Source organism: Intestinimonas butyriciproducens (genome assembly GCF_004154955.1).
Classification (GTDB): Bacteria; Bacillota; Clostridia; order Oscillospirales; family Oscillospiraceae; genus Intestinimonas; species Intestinimonas butyriciproducens.
The window spans coordinates 1,867,227-1,887,684 of sequence record NZ_CP011524.1 but is presented as its reverse complement, the minus strand read 5'-3'; the positions used below and the strand labels follow the sequence as shown (position 1 = coordinate 1,887,684).

The window sequence follows — 20,458 nt, the reverse complement described above, 5'->3', positions numbered from 1 at the left end:
GACCCAAATCTGAGAGGATGCGAGGTGTGGCGGCGCAGCATTTGATAGACCGAGCGCCATGCCGGCCGCCCGTTTGTAACTCCTTGACGCAAAGGAGTGTTTCATAGATGGAAATGGACAAAGTCATTGTGGCCTTTGAAAGCCCCAAAAGCTGTGAACGGGTCCGTGAGATCATCGAGAGCAGCGGGACGGCCGCATGTATCATCTGCCGCTCGGCTGCTGAGGTCAAGCGGACTGTGAGCAAGCATCACATCAGCACCGTGGTCTGCGGATTCAAACTCCCGGATGAGTCGGCTCAAAGCCTGTTCGAGGACTTGCCGCCCAACTGCGCGATGCTGATGGTGGCGGTCCAGGGAATGCTGGATCTGTGCCAGAACGACGATATTTTCTTGCTGGCCTCTCCGGTGAGCCGGGGCGATCTTGTGGCGTCGGTGCGGATGCTCATCCAGATGGGGCACCGGCTGGAGAAGTTCGTCCGTCCGCAGCGCTCGGAAGAGGAAATGGCCCTGATCGACGAGGCAAAGTCCCTCCTGATGGAGCGTCACGGCATGACAGAGGAGCAGGCCCATCGTTTTCTGCAAAAAAAGAGCATGGACTCCGGGGCCAAAATGGTCCAGACCGCAAAGCTGGTATTAGGCGGGCAGTGAGGAGCATACATATCGGTAGACGATGATGTCTCGTCCGCTTTGGCGGCAGTCCGACCTGAGAATCGACTGCCGCCTTTTGCCTATCTGGGGGCGTCTACCAAAGACAATAGAATAGGATGGAGGTGCGGAGCGATGAAATTCACCAAAATGCACGGCCTGGGGAACGATTACGTCTATCTGGACTGCACGGAGAGCGGTCCCGGAGACCTGCCTGGATTGGCGCGGCGCATGTCGGACCGCCACTTTGGCGTGGGGGCCGATGGGCTCATCTGTGTCCGAACCTCCGAGCGAGCAGATTTCCGGATGGAAATGTATAACGCAGATGGCTCTGAGGGAGAGATGTGCGGCAACGGAATTCGCTGTGTGGGGAAATTTCTCTATGACAAGGGGCTGACGGACCAGACCGAACTGACCATAGAGACGCTGGCGGGGGAAAAGACTCTGGAGCTCCATGTGGAGGGAGGCACCGTCGTCTCTGTCAGCGTGGACATGGGAGAGCCCATCCTCACGCCGGAGCGCATCCCGGTGCTGGGTGCCGGAGAGAGCTTCCTTTCCCGGCGCATCATGGTGAATGGAAGGGAATGGGCGGTGACATGCGTATCCATGGGGAATCCCCATGCGGTGGTCTTTGTGCCGGATGTGGACCGGCTGAACCTGGAGGAGTGGGGCCCGGCCTTTGAGCACCACGCCATCTTCCCCAACCGGACCAACACGGAATTTGTTGAGGTAGAAAACCAGAGCACCCTGCGTATGCGGGTGTGGGAGCGGGGGAGCGGAGAGACCATGGCGTGCGGTACGGGCGCCTGCGCGGCGCTGGTGGCCGCCGTTCTCAGCTATCGCGCCCGCCGGATCGCCACCGTGAAGCTGCGGGGCGGCAGCCTGACCGTCCGCTGGGAGGAGAGCGACGGTCATGTCTATATGACGGGACCCGCGGTCACCGTTTTCGAGGGAGAATGGCCGGATACATAGAAAATAGATGGAGGGACTACAGTGCAGATCAACGACAACTTTTGCAAGCTGCCCGGCAGCTATCTGTTTTCCGAGATCGCCCGCCGTGTGGCGGGCTACACCGGGGAGCACCCGGAGGCGGCGCTGATCCGCCTGGGCATCGGGGATGTGACCCGGCCGCTGCCTCCGGCGGTTCTGGCGGCGATGCACGCCGCCGTGGACGAACAGGGGAGCGCGGAGACCTTCCGGGGCTATGGCCCCGAGCAAGGCTATCCGTTCCTGCGGGAGGCCATGGCTAGGTATGATTTCCAGGCCCGGGGCGCGGAGATCTCGGCCGACGAGATCTTTATCAGCGATGGCGCCAAAAGCGACTGCGGCAACATCGGGGACCTGTTCGGACCGGGGAACCGGGTGGCCGTCTGCGATCCGGTGTACCCGGCCTATGTGGACACCAATGCGATGGCCGGGAGAGCCGGAGAATACGATAAGGTGCGGGAGCGCTGGACGGAGCTGTGCTATATGCCCTGTACGGCGGAGAACGGTTTTACGCCGGACCTGCCCGATGGCGCGGTGGATTTGATCTACCTCTGCTTCCCCAACAACCCCACGGGCGCGGTGGCGACCCGGGAGCAGCTCAAGAGATGGGTGGATTACGCCAATGACTGCGGAGCGGTGATCCTCTTTGACGCAGCCTATGAGGCCTTCATCACCGAGCCCGAGATCCCCCATTCCATTTTCGAGATTGAAGGAGCCCGTACCTGCGCCATTGAATTCCGTTCCTTTTCCAAGACGGCGGGCTTTACCGGTACCCGCTGCGCGGCGACGGCCATTCCCGGGGAGCTGGTCCGGGGCGGGGCCAGCCTGCGGGAGTTGTGGAACCGTCGGCAGTGCACCAAGTTCAACGGCACCCCCTATATCGTTCAGCGCGGGGCGGAGGCCGTCTATACGGCGGAGGGGCGCCGCCAGGTGGAGGAGAATATCGCCTATTACCTGAGCAATGCGAGGACCATCCGGGAGGGCCTCGCCGCCGCCGGGCTGAAAGTATCGGGCGGCGTGAACTCCCCCTATGTCTGGGTCGGGACGCCGGATGGAATGCCGTCCTGGGACTTTTTCGATCTGCTGCTCCAAAGAGCCAATGTAGTCACCACCCCCGGCGCGGGCTTCGGCCCCAGCGGAGAGGGCTATATCCGCCTCACCGGCTTTGGCGGAGCGGAGGATACGGCACAGGCTGTGGAGCGGATCAAGCGCATATTGTAACGTTTGGACGCGCAATGGGGTGCGACCGCCGGGCCGGAAGGGCTCCGGTGTGCCGCGCCCTTTTTTCCATGGAATTCTTACCCGGAAAGGGGCTTGTACAAATGGAAATGATCAGAAACGAGGGATATCGACAGCAGGGCCTGTATGATCCCGCCTTTGAGCATGACGCCTGTGGAATCGGCGCCGTGGTGGATATCAAGGGCCTGCAGAGCCACCGGACGGTGGACGACGCCCTGAAAATCGTGGAAAAGCTGGAGCACCGGGCCGGAAAGGACGCCGAGGGCAAGACCGGCGACGGTGTGGGCATCCTCCTCCAGATCTCCCACCAGTTTTTTCAAAAGGCCGCCGGTGAGCTGGGCCTATCCCTTGGAGAGGCGCGGGACTACGGCGTCGGGATGTTCTTCTTCCCGCAGGACGGGCTCAAGCGGAGCCAGGCCAAGAAGATGTTCGAGGTCATTGTGGAAAAAGAGGGAATGGAGTTCCTCGGCTGGCGGAGCGTCCCGGTGGAGCCCTCCATCCTGGGCAGCAAGGCTCTGGCAAAGATGCCCTGCATCGAACAGGGCTTTGTGAGGCGGCCCGACGGGACTGCGCGGGGGATCGACTTCGACCGGAAGCTCTATGTCGCCCGCAGGGTCTTTGAGCAGTCCGCCGACGCCACCTATGTCTGCTCCCTCTCCAGCCGCACCATTGTCTATAAGGGCATGTTCCTGGTCCACCAGCTCCGGCGGTTTTACAAGGACCTCCAGGACAGGGACTATCAGTCGGCCATCGCCCTGGTCCACTCCCGCTTCTCCACCAACACCAACCCCTCCTGGGAGCGGGCCCACCCCAACCGCCTGCTTCTCCACAACGGAGAGATCAACACCATACGCGGCAACGCGGATCGGATGCTGGCCCGGGAAGAGACCATGTCCGCGCCCCTGCTGGACACGGAGCTGGACAAGGTCTACCCTGTCATCAACGGAGAGGGCTCCGACTCCGCCATGCTGGACAACTCGTTGGAGTTTATGATGATGGCCGGTATGGACCTGCCGCTGGCGGTCATGGTCACCATCCCCGAGCCCTGGCAGGGGGACAAGACCATCTCAAGGACAAAGCGGGACCTCTATCAGTACTACGCCATTCTGATGGAGCCGTGGGACGGCCCCGCATCCATCCTCTTCTCTGACGGCGATGTGGTGGGCGCGGTCCTGGACCGCAACGGCCTGCGCCCCTCCCGATACTATGTGACCTCTGACGACCGCCTGATTCTCTCCTCGGAGGTGGGGGTGCTGGATATCCCGGCAGACCGTATCGTGGAAAAGTCCCGTCTGCAGCCCGGGCGGATGCTGCTGGTGGACACTAGGGCCGGGCGGATCATCGGGGATGAGGCGCTCAAGGAGACCTATGCCGCGCGCCAGCCCTACGGGGAGTGGTTGGATAAGAATTTGGTCCACCTCTCTGATCTGAGCATTCCCAACCACCGTGTGGAGAATCGCTCACGGGAGGCCCTGGCCCGGCTTCAGAAGGCCTTCGGCTATACCTATGAGGACGTGCGCAACGCCATCCTCCCCATGGCAAGGACCGGGGCCGAGCCCACCGCTGCCATGGGGGTCGATATTCCCCTGGCCGTACTGGACGACCAGGGGCAGCCGCTGTTCAACTACTTCAAACAGCTCTTTGCACAGGTCACTAATCCGCCCATCGACGCCATCCGCGAGGAGGTAGTTACAGACACCACCGTCTATATCGGCGACGACGGCAACCTCCTCCAGGAAAAGGCGGAGAACTGCAAGGTGCTCCAGGTCCACAACCCTATCCTCACCTCTACGGACCTGATGAAGATCCGGCATATGAAGAAGCCGGGTTTCCACGTGGAGACCGTCTCCATCCTCTACTATAAGAACACCCCTCTGGAGCGGGCGCTGGATCATCTCTTCGTGGCAGTGGACCGTGCTTATCGGGCGGGGGCCAACATCATCATCCTCTCTGACCGGGGAGTAGACGAGAACCACGTGGCCATTCCGTCTCTGCTGGCCGTGTCCGCCATTGAGCAGTATCTGGTACGGACCAAAAAACGCACGGCGGTATCCATCATTCTGGAGTCCGCCGAGCCCCGGGACGTCCACCATTTTGCCACCCTCCTGGGCTACGGGGCCCGGGCCATCAACCCATACTTGGCACAGGAGACCATCGTCTCTCTCATTGAGGATGGGCTGCTGGACAAGGATTTCCATGCGGCCGTGGATGACTACAACGCCGCCATTCTCCATGGGATCGTGAAGATCGCCTCCAAGATGGGCATCTCCACCATCCAGTCCTACCAGTCCGCTCAGATCTTTGAGGCGGTGGGCATCGCAAAGGAGGTGGTGGACCAATATTTCACCAACACGGTCTCCCGGGTGGGTGGCATCGGCCTGAATGAGATCGGGGAGCTGGTGGACCGCAACCACTCCAGGGCGTTTGATCCCCTGGGCCTGGGGACTGATCTGGAACTGGACTCCATGGGGGCCCATAAGGCCCGCGCGGGCCAGGAAGACCACCTCTACAATCCCCAGACCATCCACCTTCTCCAGGAGGCCACCCGGCGGGGGGACTACGGACTCTTCAAAGAGTATACCGCCCATGTGGACGATGAGACCCGGCCTCATACCCTCCGCGGGCTGCTGGAGATGCGCTATGCGGAAACACCCGTCCCCATCGATGAGGTGGAAGGCGCGGATTCCATCGTCAGGCGGTTCAAGACGGGCGCGATGAGCTACGGCTCCATCTCCCAGGAGGCCCATGAGTGCATGGCGCAGGCCATGAACCTGTTGGGCGGCAAGTCCAACTCCGGCGAGGGCGGTGAAAGGCCCGAGCGGCTGGGCACGGATAAAAATTCCGCCATCAAGCAGGTGGCGTCCGGGCGGTTCGGCGTTACGTCCGAATACCTGGTCTCCGCCAATGAGATCCAGATCAAGCTGGCCCAGGGGGCCAAGCCCGGAGAGGGTGGACATCTGCCCGGCAAAAAGGTCTATCCCTGGATCGCCAAGTGCCGCTACTCCACCCCGGGCGTCACCCTCATCTCCCCGCCCCCTCACCACGATATCTACTCCATCGAGGATCTGGCCCAGCTCATCTATGATCTCAAGAACGCCAACCGGCGGGCCCGCATCTCGGTAAAACTGGTCTCGGAGGCAGGGGTGGGAACCATCGCCGCCGGTGTAGCCAAGGCGGGGGCTCAGGTGGTCCTTATCTCGGGTCACGACGGGGGTACCGGCGCCGCTCCGCGGACCTCCATCCACAACGCGGGCCTCCCTTGGGAGCTCGGCCTTGCCGAGACCCATCAGACGCTGATGGAGAACGGGCTCCGCTCCCGTGTGGTGGTGGAGACGGACGGCAAGCTGATGTCCGGCCGGGATGTGGCCATCGCCTGTATGCTGGGCGCGGAGGAGTTCGGCTTTGCCACTGCGCCTCTGGTCACCATGGGATGCGTCATGATGCGGGTCTGCAATCTGGACACCTGCCCTGTGGGTGTGGCCACCCAGAATCCCGAGCTGCGCAAGCGCTTTACGGGCCGGCCCGAATATGTGGTGAACTTTATGCGCTTCATAGCCCAGGAGCTGCGGGAGCATATGGCGAAGCTGGGTGTGCGCACCATAGACGAGCTGGTGGGCCGCACTGACCTCCTGAAGGTCCGTCCCCATGCCGCCAATGAGCGGGCCGCCACGGTGGACCTCTCGGCTGTGCTTGCCAACCCGTATGTGGGCACCGGCGCCAAGCAGCACTTTGACCCGGCGGATATCTACGACTTCAGGCTGGAGGATACCGTGGACCTCAATGTGCTGGAAAAGCGCCTTGGCAGGGCGCTGGAGCGGGGAGAGAAGGCAAGGGTGGAGATCGGAGTCTCCTCTACGGACCGGACGCTGGGGACCATTCTCGGCTCCGACATCACACGGCTCCATGGGGACCGACTCCCCGACGACAGCCTCACCGTCAAGTGTACCGGCGGGGGCGGACAGTCCTTCGGCGCGTTCATCCCCAAGGGCTTGACACTGGAGCTGGAGGGCGATTCCAACGACTACTTTGGCAAAGGCCTTTCCGGCGGCAAGCTGGTGGTCTATCCGCCCAAAGACAGCACCTACCCGGCGGAAGAAAACATCATCATCGGTAACGTGGCCCTGTACGGCGCCACCTCGGGGCGGGCCTTTGTCTGCGGCATGGCCGGAGAACGCTTCTGTGTCCGGAATTCCGGCGCGGTGGCCGTGGTGGAGGGCGTGGGCGACCACGGCTGCGAGTATATGACCGGCGGCCGGGTGGTGGTCCTGGGGCGCACCGGCAAAAATTTTGCCGCCGGTATGTCGGGCGGCGTGGCCTACGTACTGGATGAGCACCGTGACCTCTACATGCGGCTCAACAAGTCGCTGGTCTCCATGGATCCGGTGACGGAAAAGCATGACATTGCAGAGCTCAGGAGCCTCATCCAGGAGCACGTGGCCCTTACTGGCTCCAAGAGGGGAATGGAGATCCTGACCCAATTTGACCACTATCTGCCGCGCTTCAAGAAGATCCTGCCCCTCGACTATGATCGGATGCTCCGCACCATTGCCCAATTGGAGGAGAAGGGGATGGACCGGGAGCAGGCCGAGGTGGAGGCGTTTTACCTGAATACGAGAGGAGGGGAGCAGTAATGGGCAAGCCGACCGGATTTCTGGAATATCCGCGCCAGGGGAACCCCGCGGAGGCTCCCAAGGAGCGCGTCCGGCATTTTTGTGAGTTCCACCCCCGGCTGGGCCGGGAGGAGCGCCGGCGCCAGGGGGCGCGCTGTATGGAGTGCGGCGTCCCCTTCTGCCAGTCCGGCGCCGTTCTGAACGGAATGGTGTCCGGCTGTCCGCTGCACAATCTGGTGCCGGAGTGGAACGACCTCGTCTACACCGGCAACTTCGGGCATGCGCTCCAGCGGCTCCTGAAGACCAACAATTTTCCGGAGTTTACCGGACGGGTGTGTCCCGCCCTGTGCGAGGCGGCCTGCACCTGCGGTCTCCATGGGGACCCTGTCACCGTGAAGGAAAATGAGCTGGGGATCATTGAGGATGCGTGGGAGAAGGGGCTCATCCAGCCCCATCCGCCCAAGGTCCACACGGGGAAACGGGTGGCGGTGGTGGGGTCCGGCCCTTCTGGCCTGGCCTGCGCGGCCCAACTGGGCGGCAGAGGGCACGCCGTCACCGTCTTCGAGCGGGCGGACCGGCCTGGCGGTCTGCTGATGTACGGGATTCCCAATATGAAGCTGGAAAAGCGTATCGTGGAGCGCCGGGTGGCCCTGATGGCCGCCGAGGGCATAGTGTTCCGCACCGGCGTGGACGTGGGGCGGGACCTCTCCGCTCAGGACCTGCTGAAGGACTATGACGCAGTGGTGCTCTGCTGCGGCGCGGCGGAAGCAAGGGACCTGAAGGTGCCTGGCAGAGAGGGCGGAGACGTCTATTTCGCGGTAGACTTCCTCAAAGCCACCACCAAGAGCCTGCTGGATTCCGATCTCAAGGACGGGCAGTACGTCTCCGCCAAGGGGAAAAATGTGGTCATCATCGGCGGCGGTGACACGGGCAACGACTGTGTGGGCACCTCCATCCGTCATGGATGCAAGTCCGTGGTACAGTTGGAGATGATGCCGAAGGCCCCCGACCGGCGGGCGGAGACCAACCCCTGGCCCGAATGGCCCAGGGTCTGCAAGACCGACTACGGCCAGGAGGAGGCCATCGCCCTCTTCGGTGCCGATCCCAGGATCTATCAGACCACGGTGACCGAGATCCTGAGGGACGAGAAGGGCGCGCTCACCGGCGTCAGGACGGTGAAGCTCACCGGCGACCTCAAGCCTGTGGAGGGCAGTGAGCAGACGCTCAAGTGTGAGCTGCTGCTCATCGCGGCCGGCTTTTTAGGGCCGCAGGACTATGTCCCCGCCGCCTTTGGCGTGGAGCGCACCCCCCGTACCTGCGTGCAGACTGCGGCAGGGCGATACGCGACCAGCGTACCCAGGGTGTTTACGGCGGGAGATATGCACCGGGGACAGTCCCTGGTGGTATGGGCCATCCAGGAGGGCCGGGCCGCCGCCCGGGAGGTGGATGAATTCATGATGGGATATACCAATCTGGAATGAGGGAAACTGGAGGGGACATGCCTTGGGCGTGTCCCCTCCAGTTTTCACACCTGTTAAATTCCGGTTGCGTTTCCCGCAGAATTCCCGTATGATGTTGCGTGGTGATCAAATTGATGAAATGTTTCAGGGTGGTGTCCCGCCTGCTCCTGTTGCTTCTGCTGCTGGCCACAGCCGCCGTGGCCCTCTTCCATTTCCTGCGCTGGCGGGGGTATATCCTGCTGCCGCAGGAGGCTGACCCGCGCCAGTGGCAGGTGTTCGGCGTGGACGTCTCCACTTATCAGGGGGATGTGGACTGGCCGGCCCTGCGGGCACAGGGTGTGGATTTCGCCTTTATCAAGGCCACAGAGGGGAGCTCCCTTCAGGACCGGCAGTTTTCCGCCAACTGGGAGAACGCACAGGCTGCGGGCGTGCGGGTGGGAGCCTATCACTTTTTCAGCTATGACAGCCCGGGGGAGACCCAGGCGGACAATTTCATCTCCATGGTACCGGTGACGGCCGGGGCGCTGCCCCCGGTGGTGGATATTGAGTTCTATGGGGACAAGCTGGAGAATCTGCCGGACAAAGCCCATGTCAAATCGGTGCTGGATCCGCTGCTCCGGCGGCTGGAGGAATTTTACGGGGTAAAGCCCATTCTCTATGTGACATACCGCTCCTATGCGCTCTATCTCAGGGAGGGCTATGAGGCATATCCCCTGTGGGTGAGCCGCCCGCTGCTGGCCCCGTTTGACAAGAACTGGTCCTTCTGGCAGTATTCCCACAGTGCTGAGCTGGAGGGGTATGACGGTGCGGAACAGCGCATCGACCTCAATGTATTCCGGGGATCTCTGGAGGAATTTCAGACCTTCGGGCTTGCAGGGTGAGGGATGCCTGTCCCCGGGCGGGCGCCGGCTTTTTCTCACGCTCCCTATTCTAATCCCGCGGCATTTCTGCTATAATATCCTAATAGCCATGTGATACCAATTCTTTTTGGAGGTGCGATATGGACCGATACCTCTCTTTGATACAGGAACTCAGAAAAGTCTGTCCCGGGCTGGAGCTGCGGGAAAACGAGCTCATGAGCAAGCACACCACCTTCCGGATCGGCGGGCCCGCGCGGCTCATGGCCCTGCCGGTCACGGAGGAGGAGGCCGAGGCCGCGGTGCGCTGTGCCAAGGGACTGGGCGTCGCCCCATTTTATATGGGCAACGGAAGCGACCTTTTGGTGGCGGACCGGGGATACGACGGGTTTATCCTGAAGGCGGTCAGCGGCCTGAACAGCCTGCGGGCGGAGGGCAACACCATCGCCGCAGGGAGCGGCGTGCTTCTCTCCCGCCTGGCGTCCTTCGCTATGGAGCAGGGGCTTTCCGGGTTGGAGTTTGCCCATGGCATTCCCGGCTCGCTCGGCGGCGCCGTCACCATGGACGCGGGGGCCTATGAAGGGGATATGAGCATGGTGGTCCGGGAGGTGCGCTGCCTTACGGAGGAGGGGGAGCGGGAGACGGTCTCCGGCCAAGACTTGGACTTTTCTTACCGCCACAGTGCCTTCTCAAATGAACGACGCTTTATCCTGGGCGCTACGCTGGAGCTGAAAAGCGGCGACAGCGCCGCCATCAAGGCCCTGATGGATGACCTATGGAACCGCCGCCGCCACAAGCAGCCTCTGGATGTGCCCAGCGCCGGGAGTACGTTCAAGCGTCCCAAAGGCTACTTTGCCGCGGCCCTGATCGATGAATGCAAGCTGAAAGGCGTCAAAATGGGTGGAGCGCAGGTGTCCACCAAGCACGCGGGCTTCCTCATCAACGCGGGGGGGGCCACCTGTGATGATGTGCTCCGTCTGGCGGAGCATGTCCGGGAGACCGTGCGCCGGGAGACCGGCGTGGAACTGGAGCTTGAGGTGCGGACGCTGGGAGTTTGAGCGTGAGTGCGGCATTGCGGCGCATGGAGGGGTGACAAAAGATGAAATTTATTCTGATTTCCGGCCTTTCCGGCGCCGGGAAGAGTAAGGCGGCCTCCTTCCTGGAGGATATGGGATACTATGTGGTGGACAACATGCCGGCGGCGCTCATCCCCAAGTTTGCCGAGCTCTGCATGGCGGGCCAGGGCCAATATGACAGGGTGGCGCTGGTCACGGACATCCGGGGCGGACAGACCTTCGACGGCCTGTTTTCCGCTCTGGACCAGCTCCACGAGATGGGCTGCGACTACAAGATCCTCTTCGTGGAGGCCACGCTGGAGACCATTGTAAAGCGGTACAAGGAGACCCGCAGGATACACCCCCTGGCGAAAAACGGCCGCTCCCTGGCGGAGGCGGTCCGCGTGGAGCGGACGGCTCTGGAGCCCGTCCGCCAGCGGGCGGAATACATCGTGGACACGTCCGCACTCTCCACCGCAAAACTGCGCGGGGAGATGCTCCGCCTCTTTGGAGAGGGGGACGGCGCGCCGGCCATGAGCGTGTCCGTGATTTCCTTCGGCTTTAAATACGGCATCCCCATCGAGGCCGATCTGGTCTTTGACGTGAGATTCCTGCCCAATCCCTATTATATCGCCGAGCTGCGGGACCAGACCGGACTGGACGACGGTGTACGGAACTTCGTATTCGGATACCAGCAGACCAGGGACTTCATGAAGCACCTGGAGAACCTGATGGGTTTTCTGCTCCCCCTCTATGTGGAGGAGGGAAAGACCGCACTGGTCATCGGCGTGGGCTGTACCGGCGGGCACCACCGCTCGGTGGCGGTGACCCGCGCATTGGCCGACTTCATCCGGCAGAAGGGCTACAGCGCCGCGGAGAACCACAGAGACATGACGCGGGACTGAGGAGGGCCGATTTATGATCGAACCGTATGGCCGCTCGGACAGCCGTTGGGAGCACGGACCTAAGATCGCCGCCATCGGCGGGGGGACCGGACTGTCCACCATGCTGCGCGGTCTCAAACAGTATACCCGCAACCTGACCGCTATCGTGACCGTGGCGGATGATGGGGGGGGCTCCGGAATGCTCCGGGAGGACCTGGGGATGCCCCCGCCGGGGGACATCCGTCACTGCATGGAGGCGCTGGCCAATGTGGAGCCCGTGATGGGTGAGCTGCTGTCCTACCGCTTTCCCAAAGACTCCGGGAGCCTGGGAGGACAATCCTTTGGGAATCTGATCCTGGCGGCGCTCAACGGCATTTCCCCCTCCTTTGATCAGGCGGTGGCGCGGATGAGCGAGGTGCTGGCCATCACCGGACGGGTGCTCCCCGTTACAAACGAGGATGTGCGCCTGGAGGCCACATTTGAAAACGGGACCAGCGTGGTGGGGGAGTCCAAGATCAGCCGGTTCAAAAAGGAACAGGACTGCCGGATCCGGAAGGTGCGGCTTCTGCCGGAACACCCTCCCGCCCTGCCCGAAACGCTGCGGGCGATCCGGGAGGCGGACCTTATTTTACTGGGTCCGGGAAGCCTTTACACCAGCGTCATCCCCAATCTGCTGGTAGATGGGGTGGCGGAGGCCATCCGGGCGTCTGATGCGCTGAAAATCTATATCTGCAACATCATGACCCAGGATGGGGAGACAGAGGGCTATACGGTCTCAGACCACGTGGCGGCGCTCCTGGCCCATGGCGGGCCGGGCCTAGTCGACCTCTGTCTGGCCAACTCCGCGCAGGTGCGGCCCGGCCTGGTGGAGCGGTACCGCGAGGAGGATGCCGCCCCCATCGCGGTGGACCGGGCGGCGGTGGAGTCCCTGGGGATAGAACTGGTGGAGCGGCCTCTGGCCTCTGAGACCTCCGACTTTGCCCGGCATTCCATTGCCCGGCTGGCCGCCGCCGTGATGGAGCTGCACGGCGAACGCTCCATGCGGGTCGTGCCGGAGCTGGGTGCGGAGGACGGCGCGTTTATCCTTGAAGATACTTAGGGAAGGGGAGCGTTATGTCGTTTGGAACGCAGGTGAAAGAGGAGCTCTGCCGCGGGGAGCCCGCCCGGAAATGCTGCGCCCGGGCTGAGGCATATGGCGTGCTCCTTTTCTGCCATACCTTTGCTCCGCGGGAAATCAAGGTGGTCACGGGCAGCGCTGCCTTTGCAGGGAGACTCCCGGAGCTCTTCCGAAGGGCCTTTCGTCTGAGCTTCGATCAGCGCCCGGAGCCGGGAGAGGCGGGGAAACGGATCTTCCTGATCCATGATCCGGACAAGCTTTCCGCCATCCGGGAGATCTACGGGATCGATCCGGCGGTAAGCTTGGCCCACCATATCAACTTTGCGGTATTGGAGGAGGACCACTGCAGAACGGCCTTCCTGCGGGGGGCCTTCCTGACTGCCGGCTCCGTAAGCGACCCGGCGAAGGGATACCATCTGGAGCTGGTGACCTCTCATTATAACGTCAGCCGGGAGCTTTCGGCGCTGCTGCCGGAGGTGGGGTTCTCTCCCAAGCAGACCACCCGGAAATCCAACTATATCACCTATTTCAAATCCAGCGAGACCATTGCCGACTTCCTGACCGCAGTGGGGGCACCCCTTTCTGCCATGGAGCTGATGAACGCGAAGCTGGAGAAACATTTGCGGGGAAGTGTGAACCGGCGGGTAAACTGTGATTCGGCCAATCTGGATAAGGCGGTGGACGCCGCCCTGGGGCAGGTGGAGGCCATTGAGCGGTACGCGTCGGTCCACGGGCTGGATTCCCTGCCGGACAAGCTCCGGGAGACGGCGGCACTGCGGATGGACCATCCGGAACTGACGCTCTCACAGTTGGCGGCCATCTGCGACCCGCCGGTTACCAAGTCATGCCTGAACCATCGGCTGCGGAAGCTCATGGAACTGGCCGGAAGATAACGTGCGACAGACAGGAGGTTCCCCATGGCTTTTACCCATCTTCACATCCACACGGAATATTCGCTTCTGGACGGCTGCTGCCGGATCCCAGGATTGGTACGGCGCGTAAGGGAACTGGGACAGACCGCCGTGGCCATCACCGACCACGGCGTCATGTACGGGGCGGTGGACTTTTATAAGGCCTGCAAGGCCGAGGGGATCAAGCCCATCATTGGCTGCGAGGTCTATGTGGCGCCCAGGACCCGGTTTGACAAGGTGCACGAGATGGACAGCGGCGCCCGGCATCTCATCCTTTTGTGCCGCAATGAGGTCGGCTACCGGAATCTCTGCCATATGGTGTCCCGGAGCTTTACCGAAGGCTTTTATGTCCGGCCCCGCATTGACAAGGACCTGCTGCGGGAGCACCACGAGGGGCTGATTGCCCTGTCGGCCTGCCTGGCAGGGGAGATCCCCCGCTTCCTCCGGAACGGACAGTATGAGGCGGCGAAGCAAGAGGCCCTGGCAATGAGAGAACTCTTTGGTGCGGATGGCTATTATCTGGAGCTCCAGGATCACTCTCTTCCGGAAGATCCCCAGATCGTGCAGGGTCTGTTGCGCCTTCACGAGGATACCGGCATCCCTCTGGTGGCCACCAACGACGCCCACTATCTCAGTCGGGCCGACGCCGTCACCCAGGATGTGCTCATGTGCATCCAGATGGGCAAAACCGTGGACGATCCCGGCCGAATGAAATTTGAAACAGAGGAGTTCTACGTCAAAAGCGAGGCGGAAATGCGCGCGCTTTTCCCGCAGTGCCCTGAGGCCATTGAGAATACCCAAAGGGTGGCGGATCTCTGTAATGTGGAGTTCGAGTTCGGAACGTACCACCTGCCGGAATTCAAGCTGCCGGAGGGATATACCGACAGGGACGCCTATTTTGAAAGGCTCTGCCTGGACGGCTTCAAGCGCCGCTACCCGAAGGAGCCGCCGGAATATTTGCAGCAGCTCCGCTATGAGATGGATATGATCCGCAAGATGGGGTTTGTAGACTATTTCCTCATTGTCTCCGACTTCATCGGCTATGCCAAGCGCAGCGGCATCCCCGTGGGACCCGGGCGTGGCTCCGCTGCAGGGAGCGTAGTGTCCTACTGCCTGGACATCACCGACGTGGAACCCATGAAATACAGTCTCTATTTCGAGAGATTCCTGAATCCGGAGCGGGTCACCATGCCGGATATCGATATCGACTTCTGTATCCGCCGCCGTCAGGAGGTCATCGACTATGTCTGCCGTAAATACGGCTCGGACCACGTGGCCCAGATCGTCACCTTTGGTACGATGGCCGCCCGGGGCGCGATCCGGGATGTAGGGAGGGCGCTCAATTTCCCCTATGCCGAGGTCGACCAGATCGCCAAGCTGGTGCCCAGCGGCCCGGGGGCGCTTCACATTACGCTGGATGAATCCCTGAAAATCTCCAAGCCGCTGCGGGAACTCTATGAGGGGGACGAGCGGGTCAGGCAGCTCATCGACACCGCCCGGAGCATCGAGGGAATGCCCCGCCACGCCTCCACGCACGCTGCGGGCGTGGTCATCACCCGCCTGCCGGTGGACGACTATGTGCCTCTGGCGAAAAATGACGAATCGGTGGTCACCCAGTATACCATGACGACCCTGGAGGAGCTGGGGCTGCTCAAGATGGACTTTCTGGGCCTGCGGAACCTGACGGTTCTGGATGACGCGGTGAAGCTGGTACAGCGAAGCGACCACACATTCACGCTCTCCTCGATTTCAGACGACGACCCGAAGGTGTTCCAGATGCTCTCTGAAGGAAAGACCTCCGGGGTGTTCCAGATGGAATCACCGGGCATGACGGGCGTATGCGTGGGGCTTAAGCCGCAGAATATCGAAGATATTACCGCTATCATCGCCCTCTACCGCCCGGGCCCCATGGATTCCATTCCCAGATTCATCGCCTGCAAGCATGATCCCAAGCTGATCCGGTACAAGCATCCTGCCCTGATTCCGATCCTGTCCGTCACCTACGGCTGTATCGTCTATCAGGAGCAGGTCATCGAGATATTCCGAAAGCTGGGGGGCTACTCCCTTGGACAGGCGGATATGGTACGGCGGGCCATCTCCAAGAAAAAGAAGGCCCAGATCGAGAAGGAGCGCCACTCCTTTATCCATGGAGATCCGGAGCGGGGGATACCCGGCTGTGTCGCCAACGGCATCCCCGCCCAGACCGGTGAGGATATCTACGACGAGATCTACGATTTTGCAAACTACGCGTTCAACAAAGCCCATGCGGTGAGCTATGCCATCGTCTGCTATCAGACAGCATGGTTCAAGTGCCACCATATGCGGGAGTATATGGCGGCGCTGCTCACCTCGGTGCTGGATTATCAGGAGAAGGTGGCCGAGTACATTGGCGAATGCCGTGAGAACGGCATCCGCCTCATGCCGCCGGACATCAACCTCTCGGACGCCGACTTTACGGTGGACAATGGAAACATCCGGTTTGGCCTCGTCGCGGTGAAGGGCGTGGGCCGGGGCGTCATCCAAAACCTGCTGGCGGAGCGGGGCCGGAGCGGGCGCTTCACCTCCTTCCCGGACTTCTGCCAGCGGATGATGGGGGCGGATCTGAACCGGAGGGTGGTGGAGAGCCTCATCAAGTGCGGTGCCTTCGACAGTCTGGGGTATAAGCGATCTCAACTGATGGAGGTCTATGGACAGGTCCTGGACGGCATCGCCCAGCAGCGGCGAAAGAACCTGGAGGGTCAATTCGACCTCTTTGGGGGCGGGGGAGAGGACGAGTCCTCCGGCATTCCCGAACTGGTCCTACCCAACCTCCCGGAGTATTCCCGCAGCCAACTGATGACCATGGAGCGGGAGACCACAGGGCTCTATTTGACAGGCCACCCCATGGATGAGTACAGGGAGGCCGCCCGAAATGCCAAGGCCGCGCCCATCGGGGCCATTCTGTCCGACTTTGCCAAGGAAGACGGACCGGAGACCTACCGGGACGAGCAGCGGCTCTCCATCGCGGGCATCGTCGCCTCTTCCAAGACCAAGACGACCAAAAACAACACCCTGATGGCCTATGTGACGCTGGAGGACGACACCGGCGCCATGGAGCTGCTGGTCTTCGCGCGCGTGCTGGGGGAGAGCGGAGGCTATATCAAGGAGAATGCCCCGGTACTGGCCACCGGGCGGCTGTCGGTCCGAGACGAGAAGGCGCCCCAGATGCTGGTCGACAGTATCCGCCCGCTGGGAGAGGCCGGGACGGCCGTTAAGGAGCGGGAAAGCGGGCAGAAACTCTATGTCAAGGTGGCCACGGCTCAGAGCCCACAATTTGAGAAGATCAAAAAGATCTTCCTCATGTTTCCCGGTGAGCAGCAGGCGGTCTTTTACTTTTCGGATACCCGGAAAAGGATGGGAACGCCCTGCGTCATCCACCCCGCCCTGATCCGGGAGCTGGGTGAGATGCTTGGCGGAGAGAATGTGGTGCTGAAATGACGATTTGTGTGAGGAAACGATGAAGAAACTGGTTTCTCTACTCTTTCACCGCGTGGTCCTGGTGGCTTTTTTCCTGCTGATCCAGGTGGCCGTCCTGGTGGTCATGCTCCTACGGTTCAACAACTATTTCCTGCCCTTTTACGGCGTGTGCGTCGCCATCAGCCTCTTTGCGGTCTTTTGGATCGTGGGGCGCCAGAGCGATCCCGCCTATAAGATCGCATGGATCATCCCCATCCTGGTCTTTCCCATCTTCGGAGGGTTGTTCTATCTGCTTTTCGGCGGCAATCGGCTCAGCAGCCGGACCCGCCGGAAGATGGAGGGAACGGACCGAAAGATGGAGGAGGTGCTCAGACCGGACTATAAGGCGGACGAGCTTTCCTCACTGGGGGAGGATGCAGTGCACCAGGCCCGCTATCTGGAGCACATCGCCCACTGCCCGGTCTATGGGAACACGGAAACAGAGTATTATCCCCTGGGGGAGCTGTGCTTTACCCGGATGGTGGAGGAGCTCAAACGGGCGGAGCGGTATATTTTTGTAGAGTATTTCATCATTGAAGAGGGGAAGATGTGGGACACCATCCTGGACATCCTGAAGGATAAAGCGCAGGAAGGAGTGGATGTCCGGGTCATGTATGACGACATCGGCTCCATGTTCACGCTGCCGCGGGACTACGCCAGGGAACTGGAGGCAAGGACGGGGATCAAGTGCTGCGTGTTCAATCCTTTTGTGCCCATCCTGTCCCTGCGGCTCAACAACCGGGACCACCGAAAGATCATGGTGATCGACGGTAAGGTGGCGTTTACCGGCGGGATCAACCTGGCCGACGAATATATCAACGAAAAGGTGAAATACGGCCACTGGAAGGACAGCGCCATCCAAGTGCGGGGCGAGGCGGCTTGGAGCATGACGGTCATGTTCCTGACGCTGTGGGACTATGTGCGGGAAAAGGCCACGGAGGACTATGATGCGTTCCGCCCCCCGGAGCTGCCGGAGATCCAGGCCCCGGGCTTCGTACAGCCCTATACGGACAACCCGTTGGACTGCGAGGCGGTGGGGCAGGCGGTCTATCTGAATCTCATCAACAAAGCGCGGCGCTATGTCTATATCACCACACCTTACCTGATTGTTGACGACAGCACAAATACTGCGCTGTGCATTGCGGCAAAATCCGGGGTGGATGTCCGCATCATGACCCCCCACATTCCGGACAAGCGGGTGGTGTTTGAGCTCACCCGCTCCCACTATCAGCCCCTTTTGGAGGCGGGCGTCAAGATCTACGAATATACGCCGGGCTTTGTCCATGCAAAAAATTTCGCAGTGGATGACAAATACGGTACGGTGGGGTCCATCAATCTGGATTACCGCAGTCTGTTTCTCCACTTTGAAAATGGCGTGTGGCTATGCAACGACCCCAGCATTCGGGACATCCGCGCGGATTTTCTCTCTACACTGGAGCAGTGCCAGAGCGTGACGCTGGCGCAGTGCCGGGCCCTGCCGTGGTGGAGGAAGGCGGTGCGGGCGGTGCTGCGAGTCTTTGCCCCCCTGATGTAAGCGAACGAGAAGGAGCCGCAGGACTCAGTCCTGCGGCTCCTTCATATATTGTTTTCATTATCATTTGGCGGAGTGCCCGGCCTGCCGGGCAGCCTTCCGCCTCTCTTTGGAGGCGCGGAGCGCGGCACGCCACTGTGCGCCATAGGCACGGACGTCGTCGAGGGTATAGCGCTGCGAGGTCATATGGACATAGCGGTTGCGGAAGCGGCGGCTTTGACGTTCCGCGCGGGCCAGCAGCTCGTTGTAATCATCCATGAGCCGGTCCAGACGTTCCGCTGCGGAAGGGGGGAGGCTGCCCCGGATGCCGTCCAGCTTCTGCCGGAGCTGTTCGCCCACCTCCTCGATATTGTCTCCAAGATCGGCCTTGGCCAAGGCCATTTGGAGGCGCAGCTCGTCTCCCGCGGTCTGGAGCTTGTTCATAGCCCGGGTCACCAGAGCCAGCTTCCGGACGGTGGTGACGGTATCCACGGCCAGAAGCGTGAAGAAGGAGCCGCACAGGGTATACTGGAGCCACATGGGGATTCGGGCGAACAGCCGGGCCACGGGCGGATGAATCCAGAACACAGCTACATAGGACATGACGCCCCAGAACAAGCTGACAGGGAGGCATACCCGGCCCTTGATATTCAATTTAACATGGCTGTAGTCCCAGTACTTGATGTGCGTGGTGGTCTCCAAAAACCAACCGACCAGGTATTCCCAGGCCGTCATGACCACCACCGCCACAAAATAGAAAACCACCAGATTGTCCCGGAAAGGAGCAAAAAAGAGGATCATCAACAGGAATCCCACTCCGTAGATGGGGCAGAGCGGACCATAGAGAAAGCCACGGGGGACATAATGCCGTTCCTTGATAGAACAGTAGGCAGTCTCCCACACCCAGCCACAGAAGGAATAGAAAATAAAATAGAGGAACAGCAGGGGTATAGGATATCCCAGCAGCATAGGCGCGTCCATCATCAGGCTACTCCTTTTCCTCGTAATCGGTGAGCAGCACATCCAGAATGCCGTTGTAAATCTGCTCCGGATGAGCTTTGAACTGCTCGGAGAGACGGTCACACTGCTGCTCGGTCGCGGCCAGCATATCCACGGTGAGCAGATTCCCGTGCTCATCATCCAGCGCCAGACGGAGGGTGAAGGTGCCGTCATTGCGTGGGATGCGCTCAGAGCGCACCTGGGCGTCACGGCGGAGGCGGCTGTTGAGCTTGGTGACATTTTTATCGCATTTGACCCGGACAGAATAGGGGAGGCTGCTTTCACAGATGGCCCCGTTTTTCCGGCCCTTCTCTGTGATGGAGTACCGCTCGTCCTCCAGCAGGAGGTGCTCCGTACTCACCAGCTCTGCGGCAGCCTCGGCGAAATCAAAGTAGTCCACGCCCTCGTCACACATGGTGAGATCGGCCAGAGTGGGCATATCGATGGGAGCGGCCACGCGGGACATGATATAGAGGATCAAAAACTTGATGTCCAGCTTGTCGTGGATGAATCCGACACGAGCCATGGTGCGCCTCCTTTTGGAATAGATAAAAGGGAAAAGTCCTATAAGGACATTTTACTATTATACCGAAAAAAAGCGAAGGGGACAAGAGTGAATTTCTGCAGATCCCGCCGTGGGTTGACAGCGGGGAGGCGAGGGGGTAAGATGAAAAAAACACCCTTGGGAGG

14 protein-coding genes are annotated in these 20,458 nt (G+C 61.1%); 12 read left to right on the top strand and 2 right to left on the bottom strand.

Annotation, left to right across the window (positions count from 1 at the left end):
• Positions 1-107 precede the first annotated feature (107 nt).
• From SRB521_RS09440 to cls, 12 genes are all read left to right on the top strand, one after another.
• The gene (locus tag SRB521_RS09440) at positions 108-647 is read left to right on the top strand and encodes an ANTAR domain-containing response regulator (RefSeq protein WP_227151726.1); all 540 of its coding nucleotides are present in this window, start codon (positions 108-110) and stop codon (positions 645-647) included.
• A 132-nt stretch (positions 648-779) separates the two neighbouring features.
• The gene (gene dapF, locus SRB521_RS09435; protein WP_058117581.1) at positions 780-1,616 is read left to right on the top strand and encodes a diaminopimelate epimerase; all 837 of its coding nucleotides are present in this window, start codon (positions 780-782) and stop codon (positions 1,614-1,616) included.
• Positions 1,617-1,637: 21 nt separating this feature from the next.
• Positions 1,638-2,852 (top strand): LL-diaminopimelate aminotransferase, encoded by a 1,215-nt coding sequence (locus SRB521_RS09430; protein ID WP_116721741.1) that lies wholly within the window; start codon positions 1,638-1,640, stop codon positions 2,850-2,852.
• Between the two features lie 101 nt (positions 2,853-2,953).
• Positions 2,954-7,501, top strand: a complete 4,548-nt coding sequence (gltB, locus tag SRB521_RS09425) for a glutamate synthase large subunit (protein WP_165816287.1) — start codon at positions 2,954-2,956, stop codon at positions 7,499-7,501.
• The gene (locus SRB521_RS09420) at positions 7,501-8,961 is read left to right on the top strand and encodes a glutamate synthase subunit beta (RefSeq protein ID WP_075703724.1); all 1,461 of its coding nucleotides are present in this window, start codon (positions 7,501-7,503) and stop codon (positions 8,959-8,961) included. Before gltB ends, SRB521_RS09420 begins: the two co-directional genes overlap by 1 nt.
• Before the next feature lie 113 nt (positions 8,962-9,074).
• Positions 9,075-9,821 (top strand): glycoside hydrolase family 25 protein, encoded by a 747-nt coding sequence (locus tag SRB521_RS09415; protein ID WP_242943913.1) that lies wholly within the window; start codon positions 9,075-9,077, stop codon positions 9,819-9,821.
• A gap of 119 nt (positions 9,822-9,940) precedes the next feature.
• On the top strand, positions 9,941-10,855 hold the full coding sequence (gene murB, locus SRB521_RS09410; RefSeq protein ID WP_116721740.1) for a UDP-N-acetylmuramate dehydrogenase: 915 nt from the start codon (positions 9,941-9,943) through the stop codon (positions 10,853-10,855).
• Between the two features lie 41 nt (positions 10,856-10,896).
• Positions 10,897-11,757, top strand: coding sequence for an RNase adapter RapZ (rapZ, locus tag SRB521_RS09405; RefSeq protein WP_116721739.1), 861 nt, complete (start codon positions 10,897-10,899; stop codon positions 11,755-11,757).
• A gap of 13 nt (positions 11,758-11,770) precedes the next feature.
• The gene (locus SRB521_RS09400) at positions 11,771-12,835 is read left to right on the top strand and encodes a gluconeogenesis factor YvcK family protein (protein WP_116721738.1); all 1,065 of its coding nucleotides are present in this window, start codon (positions 11,771-11,773) and stop codon (positions 12,833-12,835) included.
• Positions 12,836-12,849: 14 nt separating this feature from the next.
• A complete protein-coding gene (gene whiA / locus SRB521_RS09395; RefSeq protein ID WP_116721737.1) occupies positions 12,850-13,746 on the top strand; it encodes a DNA-binding protein WhiA in 897 nt (298 codons plus the stop codon).
• A 24-nt stretch (positions 13,747-13,770) separates the two neighbouring features.
• Entirely contained in the window at positions 13,771-17,241 is a 3,471-nt protein-coding gene (locus tag SRB521_RS09390) for a DNA polymerase III subunit alpha (RefSeq protein WP_116721736.1), read from the top strand.
• Between the two features lie 19 nt (positions 17,242-17,260).
• Entirely contained in the window at positions 17,261-18,793 is a 1,533-nt protein-coding gene (cls, locus tag SRB521_RS09385; RefSeq protein ID WP_033116867.1) for a cardiolipin synthase, read from the top strand.
• A gap of 60 nt (positions 18,794-18,853) precedes the next feature.
• Here the strand turns inward: cls and SRB521_RS09380 are convergent, their stop codons facing one another.
• The gene (locus tag SRB521_RS09380; RefSeq protein WP_165366616.1) at positions 18,854-19,753 is read right to left on the bottom strand and encodes a putative ABC transporter permease; all 900 of its coding nucleotides are present in this window, start codon (positions 19,751-19,753) and stop codon (positions 18,854-18,856) included.
• A gap of 4 nt (positions 19,754-19,757) precedes the next feature.
• Positions 19,758-20,294: a DUF4364 family protein gene (locus tag SRB521_RS09375; protein ID WP_033116868.1), complete on the bottom strand. Its 537-nt coding sequence runs from the start codon at positions 20,292-20,294 to the stop codon at positions 19,758-19,760.
• Positions 20,295-20,458 lie beyond the last annotated feature (164 nt).